Origin of the sequence: Rhodococcus sp. 14-2470-1b (assembly GCF_002259415.1) — a bacterium.
GTDB lineage: Bacteria > Actinomycetota > Actinomycetes > Mycobacteriales > Mycobacteriaceae > Rhodococcoides.
The window spans coordinates 45,222-52,402 of sequence record NZ_NPFY01000033.1; the positions used below are offsets into that span (position 1 = coordinate 45,222).

A 7,181-nucleotide genomic window follows, 5' to 3' on the forward strand; every position below is an offset into this window, starting at 1 on the left:
TGCCCCGAACGTCTCGATCGGCGGATTGCACCGTCGCGCAGCGAATTCTGGCTCGACGCGGCTGAGACGAACACAGGGACGCAACGTGCCCGGCGCGCGTCTGTGCACTACCGCGGTTTCCGGCCCACAAGTGTCGATGTGACCGATCGAACGGCCTCCACGATGAACTCGCGTCGGCGTTCTGCTCGTGCGTTCTCGTCCGAAGGGAGGCCGGCGATCTGCCGGTCCGTGGCCTGCAGAGCTACCCAGCCGTCGACCAGGGTGATGATGGTGATCAGGATCTCTTGGGCGTCGGCTTCCGACAGTTCGGGGACTGCCGCGCGAGCCTCACCGACGAGGTTTCGGGCGTGTTCACGGCGAGATTCGTCCGCGTGGAAGGGCTCTCGTTCCAAACCTTCCCAGAACAGCAGTCTCGTCAAAGATGGATTTGCGCGCTGGTAATCGAATCGCCTGCGTGCGTAATCGGCCAGGGCTGAGGGGCCGTGTCCGGTGATTGCAACCGCGGTGAGCGACGTCGACAGCTCCTTGTTCAGTACGGCGCTGAAGAGTGCTTGCTTGTTACCGAAGTATTGGTAGATGCGTTCCTTGCTGATTCCGGCCGCGGAGGCGATGCGATCCACGCGAGCACCGGCAAGGCCGTGTGTTGCAAACTCTCCGGTGCCGGCCTCGAGCAACGAACGCTTCGTACCTTCGATGTCCCACGCCACGGGCTCACTCTAGTCCATCTCCAACTGTTCGGTTGGAGATTCGACGCGACCGGGCATACGCTCATCTCCAACTGTTCAGTTGGAGATGGAAGGTCGGTTGCATGGAGTCGCTCGCGGTTGCCTCCGCAGTTTTGGAACATCTCGCTCAGCCGAGAGCACAACGGCGTCCGGTCGGTGACGCCCGACAGGCGACGATCGCGTCGACCGGAGCCCCGTCGATTCATGTCAGGGTTCTGCTGACCTGGATTTCGATCTTCCCCCTCGTCACCCTTGGTATGTCCGGCATGGCATTTCTCGGTCCGATCACAGGGGCGTGGCCCACCTGGTTCAGAGCCCTTCTCTTGACGGCCATCGTGGTTCCCACGTCGGCGTACTTCGTCGTTCCTCGGTTGATGGTGCTGTCGATGAAATGGACGCGGTGGCGTATGCGCCGCAGAGAATTGTCGGCTTAGTGCGGGTCGTCGTACAGGTCGGTCAAGCTGCCGGATCGGTCCAGATGCGGTAGCAGGACATCGCAGATGTCTCGGAGCTGCAGGAGCTGTTCTGCGGTGAGGGCGTCGACGACGTTGCGGCGGACTGCAGCGAGGTGGTCCGGTGCGGCCGACTCGACTGCGTGCCAACCTTTCTCGGTCAGAGTGGCGTTCGTGGCGCGCCCGTCGGTAGGGCACGGGCGTCGTTGTATCAGATCGTGCGTCTCCAGCCGTCGTACCACGTGCGACAGGCGCGCCAAGGTCGAATTCGTCCGCCGGGCGAGAACATTCATGCGCAACGTACGGTCGTCTGCCTCGGACAACCGCGTGAGGACGAAGTACTCGAAGTGGGACAGCCCCGCGTCTCGACGCAACTGCTGTTCCAGAACCCCGGGTAGCAACTCCACGACAGCGAGGAGTCGCAACCACGCTGCACGCTCCATCTCGTTCAGCCAGTTGGTGTCCATGGTCACACCGTACCTCTTTTACTTGACGCTACAACAAAAAGGGCGCAAGGTTGAAGCATCAACCAACCGAATCGTTTCTCAGGAGTTCGTCATGGCAACTGTGTCCATCATCGGAACCGGCAACATGGGCAAGGCAATCGGAGAGCTGGCGGCCAAGGGCGGTCACTCGGTTCAGGAGCTGACGCGCACAGACGCGGCAACGCCGGTGTCCGGAGACATCGTCGTATTAGCACTGCCGTTTTCGGCGCTCGATGACGTCATCGCCGAGCGTGGCGACTCGCTCGCGGGCCGAGTCGTCGTCGACATCACGAACCCGGTGAACTTCGAGACTTTCGACTCCTTGACCGTTCCGGCTGATAGTTCCGCGACGGCGAAGATCGCTGGAGCGCTCCCGAACGCCCATGTGGTCAAGGCTTTCAACACGAACTTCGCAAGCACCCTCGTCGACGGAACTCTGGGGCAAGCGCCGACGTCTGTGCTGATTGCAGGCGACAACGAGGACGCCAAGTCGGCGCTGGCGCAGGTCGTCGAATCTGCAGGCCTCGTGGCCGTCGACGCCGGTTCACTCGCTCGTGCGCGTGAGCTCGAGAGCGTCGGGTTTCTGCAGATGACACTGGCTGCACGCGAGAAAATCTCGTGGACAGGCGGCTTCGGCCTCACTGCGTGACCGAAACCTACTGACGAGAGCGACACCCCCATGAACGAGCACACCGATCCCGTCACCTCGACCTACGGTTCGACCGACGACAACGCTCCACTCGTAGTTCTGCTGCACGGCCGCGGATCCAACGATGAAGACATCATCTCGATCGCCCCGCACTTGCCGATCGGCCCACGATATGTGGCAGTTCGAGCACCGATCGCCGAAGGGGGTGGGTTCGCGTGGTTCGCCAACCGCGGAATCGGGCGACCGATCGCCAGTTCCCTCGAATCGACGATGGCATGGTTTCGGAGCTGGTTGGACTCCGTTTCGTCCGCCGGCCGACCGGTGATACTTGTGGGCTTCAGCGGCGGTGCGGCGTTCGCGGGTGGACTTGCTCTGGATGACCCTGCCCGTTACGCCGGCGCGGCAATCCTTTACGGCACGCTCCCGTTCGACGCGGGTGTCCCGGTCGACGCGGGCCGTCTGGCCCACCTCCCGATCTTCATCGCACAGGGCGACGACGATCGAGTCATTCCGGCTGAGTTGCTCTCGCGAACGTGGGAGTACGTGACCAGTGAATCGGGTGCCCCCGCCGATGCTCATCGCGACCCGGGTGGTCATGGACTGAGCGCCCCGATCGTGTCGGCTTTGGGGGAGTGGATCGCATCCAGAGTGCACTTCATCGCGAGTCGACCGGTGCCGACACCGGGACCGCGAAGTGATGTCGACTGGCCGACGGTGACGGGTGGACGACTGTCTGCGCGTCGCGGCGGCCATCCACGCGTGTCGTGGTCGATTCCGCAGCAGCAGCTCTCCGAAACAGCACCGGCAGCGCTACAGGAGAGACTGTTGCACGACATCGCGGTGCTCCCTGGTGTGGCAGTGGGTCCCTCGCACATCTCGGTACCGGGAGCCCGCGCGTTGACGATTGCAGATGGGGCAGCAGTCAGTGAGAACTTTCTGGTGCCCTCCGCGCGCGAGTTCGCGCATCTGCATCCGTCGTACGACGGCTCGTTGCATCTCGTACTTCCTGCCGACCAGGCCGCGGATCTGGTCGCTCACGGACGTGGACGGATGCATCCGTGGGCCGGGACACGTCTCGCTGTCGGTTTCGTGATGGTCTACGGACCCCGTGACGAGGACGAGGTTCAGCTGATCGGTCAGATCGTCGAGGCCAGCTACGTCTTTGCAACGAACGGTGCTGCATCCAGTGGACTCGCATTCAATGCAGCCGGGGCCGACGCGTGATTGCGGCAGCGAACGCCGCTCGAATTCTCGCGGCTGCACGGTTGTCCGGCCACACCGTAGAACCGTTCAGCGATACGGAGTCCGGCCTGACCGAGGATTGGGGCTACGCAGTACAAGACGAGGATCACCGGAGCCGAGTGGCAGACGGCGAGCGAACGATCGGCGCGAAGCTCGGATTGACCAGCCGAGCGAAGCAACGAAGAATGGGCGTGGACACGCCGATCGTCGGGTTCCTGACAGACGCGATGCTGTTCGAGGCAGCTCGAGTGACACGCGAACTGCACCGTTGGGTGCAGCCGCGCATCGAGCCGGAGATTGTATTCGTGACCGCCCAGGACATCTCGGCGCCGATCACCCTGGACGAGGCCGCGATGCTCGTGGACTCAGTGACTGTCGGGGCCGAGATTCTCGACTCCCGCTTCACCGATTATCGGTTCGGTCTCGGTGACGTGATTGCCGACAACACGAGTGCTGCTGGAGTGCTCCTCGGCCCACCGCACCGACTCGACCGCATCGGTGCACTTGCGTCGCTCAGCTGTGCCGTGGAAGTGGACGGAGCGGTCGTGCACGAGGCTGCGGGGTCAGCCGTTCTGGGCGATCCGCTGCGGTCCTTGGTGCTACTCGCAGAGCACGTGGCAGCGTGCGGCAATGTGCTTGCGGCAGGATCGTTAGTGCTCGCCGGTGCGATGACCGACGCTGTCACCCTACGCACCGGTCACACGTATTCGCTTCGCGTCGATACCCTCGGTTCATTGGATTTCGCTACCTAGCGAGCACACCGGTCATCGAAGATCAGCTTTGACACCAGCCTCCAACCCCAGGGCACCGGCCTCACCGCGGGTACTCACGTCGAGCTTCTTCAAAATGCTTGCGACGTAGAACTTCACGGTGCTTTCGCTCAGTGCCAACTCAGCCGCGATGGCCTTGTTGCGCCTACCGATTGCCAGATGGCCGAGCACCTGGAGTTCGCGCGCGTTCAGATTTGCCAACAGCTGTTCGTCCGGTAACGACGCCGGCGGGTCCAGGGGCAAGGTGATTTTCACGCGCGAACCCCACCCGGGGGTCGATTCGAACGAGATCTCTCCGCGCAGCGTCTGTACCCTGCCCGTGAGCTGTAACGACAGGGCGTCGAGATCGACCGAACCGCCTCCGTCGTCGCGTAATTCGAGAAGGAGATTTGTGCCGTCGCAGTCCCAGGCAATGCGGATTCGGCGTATGTCCGGCTGTGCGGCGTAGGCCAGCGCGACAGTTCTCACCGCGGCGCGTGCGGCGCGCGCGACCTCCCCAGGCACCGGCCGACCGTCGGCGGGAGGATCGACGTACTCGACGGCTATGGACTGCTGATCGAGCAGTGGACCTAGCTCGCCACGCAGCCGCGCGAACGCCGTGGTCACAGCTTCCTGGGCGAGTTCTCGATTGGACTCCTCCGTCGACCGGAGTCCGATCAGAGCAGCCGACGCTGTGAGACTTGCTGTCTCCCTGGCCCGTCGATCGTCGAGATCGTTAGATCGCAGGGTTGCCAGCAGTGATGTCAATGTCCCCGCCTGCACATCGACCATTTCGGAAATCGCTCGTGCACGTTCGCTGGACGCCGCCAGTGATTCAGCAAGATAGGCGGGCGACGCTTGGATCACTTGCTGTTGGATCGCTGTAGCCACCAAGCCGAACGCGGCGCCGGTTCGCGAATGGATGTCGAATCTCTGTGCAGACGGTCTCGGAACCAGTACCAGCAATGTTCCGGTCGCGTCGTCGAGCAGCGCGGCGATCCGGCGCAGCTCGCCTCCCAGTGCAGCGCTGTTGTCCATCGAAGGCTGCTCCGGTGAAAGCGACTCTTTGATCGCATCGAGTTCGGCAATCGTGGTGCTGTCGACGATGGTCGGATCGCCACTGACTTTCCTGGGTCGCCCGGTGCATTCCCTGGTGAAGATGATCAGGGCCGAATGAGGGTAGTCGGTGCCCACCCATGCGGAAAACCGTGAGGCGATCTCGACCAGGGGTCCGGACACGACGTCGCGAACGGTTCTGAACAACTCCGTCGCAGCGGAGTCGATCGGCGTCGAGGGTGTTGCCATGACACGAGCTTAGTACTAGGCCACTGGCCGAGTACTGGCCATTCGATCAGTGAGGTCTGGCCATAATGCGGAGTTCTTCCGACGGTGCGTAGGGGCAACCTGGAGTCGTACACACACGGAAAGGTTCTCGATGGGATCGACGACAAGCGAATTCGCACAGACGTTCTCGGCGGCACGTACACGTGTACTCGACGAGAACGCCCGAGTACTGGCCCAACTCGATGACGCCGCCTGGCGCAGTGCTGCTCGAATCATCGGTGATGCCACAGCAGTTTTCGTCATCGGAAACGGACGAAGCAGGTTGGCCTCGGAGATGGCCGCCATGAGACTCATGCACCTCGGGCTGACTGTCCATGTTGCCGGAGAGTCCACTGCACCTGCCGTCGCGCAGGGTGACGTGGTCATTGCGGTATCCGGCTCTGGTACGACGACGACGGTTGTCGCCGCGGCTCGCACCGCACTCGACGTCGGTGCATCTGTGATCGCTGTGACCACGGCAGCCGATTCCCTCCTGGCAGACACATCCACCCTCGTACTGACCATCGAAGCCGCCGACAAACTGGACCGAAGTGGCACTGTCACGACTCAGTACGCGGGCAGCCTGTTCGAACAATCCGTGCTCCTCGCATTCGATGCACTCTTCCATTCCATGTGGGTCGAGAGCGGGCAAACCGCGGAAACATTGTGGGCTCGCCACGCGACCATCGGATGAAGTGCTCGAAACCCGAATATCAACTCTCTCAGAAGGAATCATCATGACAAAGCTTCAGGTTGCGTTGGATCTACTCACCACCGCTGACGCACTCTCGCTGACCAACAAAGTGGCACCGTACGTCGATATCATCGAACTCGGCACCCCGCTCATCAAGAGTGAAGGTCTGCGCGTCATCAGCGCCATCAAGGCCGCACACCCGGACAAGGAAGTTTTTGCCGACCTCAAGACCGCCGATGCGGGCTTTTTGGAAGCAGACATCGCATTCGCAGCAGGAGCAGACATCGTCACAGTGCTCGGATCTGCAGGTGACGCAACAGTTAAAGGCGCAGTCGAAGCCGGCACCAAGCACGGCAAGAAGGTTGCCGCCGACCTGATCGGTGTCGTGGACCGCGTCGAGCGGGCACGTGAACTCTCGAAGCTCGGGGTCGCGTTCGTCGAACTACACGCGGGTCTCGACGAGCAAGCGCAACCGGGCTACTCGATTCAGGCATTGCTCGACGACGGCAAGATCGCGGGCGTTCCGTTCTCCATCGCCGGTGGCGTCAAGGTCGACACCATCGTCGCAGTTCGTGATTCCGGCGCCGAGATCGCTGTTGCGGGTGGCTCGATCTACAGCGCCGAGGATCCTGCTGCTGCCGCCAAGGCTCTCCGGGATGCCTTGTCCAGCTGAAAAGCGTAGATGCACAGCTATATTCGGACGCACAAGAACCAAGAAGGAGATTCGATGCCGCAAACTGTGCGTGCTGTCGTTGCCAAGGCCAAGGGTGAGCCGGTCTCGATCGAGCAGGTCACTATTCCTGATCCTGGTCCCAACGATGTCGTGGTGAGGATCGCCGCGTGTGGGGTCTGTCATACCGAT

The 7,181-nt window shown here is 62.2% G+C and carries 9 protein-coding genes and 1 pseudogene; 7 read left to right on the forward strand and 3 right to left on the reverse strand.

The window, feature by feature from the left end; all coding sequences use genetic code 11:
- Positions 1-107 precede the first annotated feature (107 nt).
- Positions 108-707, reverse strand: coding sequence for a TetR/AcrR family transcriptional regulator (locus CH293_RS22780; RefSeq protein WP_037112930.1), 600 nt, complete (start codon positions 705-707; stop codon positions 108-110).
- Positions 708-808: 101 nt separating this feature from the next.
- Here CH293_RS22780 and CH293_RS22785 point away from each other — a divergent pair, with 101 nt between their 5' ends.
- Positions 809-1,159: a hypothetical protein gene (locus tag CH293_RS22785; RefSeq protein WP_037112931.1), complete on the forward strand. Its 351-nt coding sequence runs from the start codon at positions 809-811 to the stop codon at positions 1,157-1,159.
- Here the strand turns inward: CH293_RS22785 and CH293_RS22790 are convergent.
- Complete coding sequence (locus tag CH293_RS22790; protein ID WP_037112933.1) at positions 1,156-1,644, reverse strand: MarR family winged helix-turn-helix transcriptional regulator; 489 nt, start codon at positions 1,642-1,644, stop codon at positions 1,156-1,158. The two genes, CH293_RS22785 and CH293_RS22790, sit on opposite strands and share 4 nt — an antisense overlap.
- A gap of 91 nt (positions 1,645-1,735) precedes the next feature.
- Here CH293_RS22790 and CH293_RS22795 point away from each other — a divergent pair, with 91 nt between their 5' ends.
- From CH293_RS22795 to CH293_RS22805, 3 genes are read left to right on the forward strand one after another with little or no spacing between them, the layout of a single operon-like run.
- Positions 1,736-2,311 (forward strand): NADPH-dependent F420 reductase, encoded by a 576-nt coding sequence (locus tag CH293_RS22795; protein ID WP_094721570.1) that lies wholly within the window; start codon positions 1,736-1,738, stop codon positions 2,309-2,311.
- A 30-nt stretch (positions 2,312-2,341) separates the two neighbouring features.
- A complete protein-coding gene (locus CH293_RS22800; protein WP_094721571.1) occupies positions 2,342-3,535 on the forward strand; it encodes a luciferase family protein in 1,194 nt (397 codons plus the stop codon).
- Entirely contained in the window at positions 3,532-4,305 is a 774-nt protein-coding gene (locus CH293_RS22805; RefSeq protein WP_217900782.1) for a 2-keto-4-pentenoate hydratase, read from the forward strand. Before CH293_RS22800 ends, CH293_RS22805 begins: the two co-directional genes overlap by 4 nt.
- Positions 4,306-4,317: 12 nt before the next feature.
- Here the strand turns inward: CH293_RS22805 and CH293_RS22810 are convergent, their stop codons facing one another.
- The gene (locus CH293_RS22810) at positions 4,318-5,607 is read right to left on the reverse strand and encodes a LuxR C-terminal-related transcriptional regulator (RefSeq protein WP_094721572.1); all 1,290 of its coding nucleotides are present in this window, start codon (positions 5,605-5,607) and stop codon (positions 4,318-4,320) included.
- Between the two features lie 130 nt (positions 5,608-5,737).
- Here CH293_RS22810 and hxlB point away from each other — a divergent pair, with 130 nt between their 5' ends.
- From hxlB to CH293_RS28670, 3 genes and pseudogenes are all read left to right on the forward strand, one after another.
- Complete coding sequence (gene hxlB / locus CH293_RS22815) at positions 5,738-6,319, forward strand: 6-phospho-3-hexuloisomerase (RefSeq protein ID WP_094721573.1); 582 nt, start codon at positions 5,738-5,740, stop codon at positions 6,317-6,319.
- Positions 6,320-6,362: 43 nt separating this feature from the next.
- Positions 6,363-6,992 carry a 3-hexulose-6-phosphate synthase gene (gene hxlA / locus CH293_RS22820; protein WP_037112944.1) on the forward strand — a complete coding sequence of 210 codons (630 nt, stop codon included), beginning with the start codon at positions 6,363-6,365 and terminating at the stop codon, positions 6,990-6,992.
- A 54-nt stretch (positions 6,993-7,046) separates the two neighbouring features.
- Positions 7,047-7,181: pseudogene (locus CH293_RS28670) on the forward strand (S-(hydroxymethyl)mycothiol dehydrogenase); the annotation flags it as partial.

Coding starts and splice junctions, on each gene's coding strand:
- hxlA (WP_037112944.1), top strand. CDS start 6,363: ATGACAAAGCTTCAGGTTGCGTTGGATCTACTCACCACCGCTGACGCA.
- CH293_RS22790 (WP_037112933.1), bottom strand. CDS start 1,644: ATGGACACCAACTGGCTGAACGAGATGGAGCGTGCAGCGTGGTTGCGA.
- hxlB (WP_094721573.1), top strand. CDS start 5,738: ATGGGATCGACGACAAGCGAATTCGCACAGACGTTCTCGGCGGCACGT.
- CH293_RS22810 (WP_094721572.1), bottom strand. CDS start 5,607: ATGGCAACACCCTCGACGCCGATCGACTCCGCTGCGACGGAGTTGTTC.
- CH293_RS22785 (WP_037112931.1), top strand. CDS start 809: ATGGAGTCGCTCGCGGTTGCCTCCGCAGTTTTGGAACATCTCGCTCAG.
- CH293_RS22795 (WP_094721570.1), top strand. CDS start 1,736: ATGGCAACTGTGTCCATCATCGGAACCGGCAACATGGGCAAGGCAATC.
- CH293_RS22800 (WP_094721571.1), top strand. CDS start 2,342: ATGAACGAGCACACCGATCCCGTCACCTCGACCTACGGTTCGACCGAC.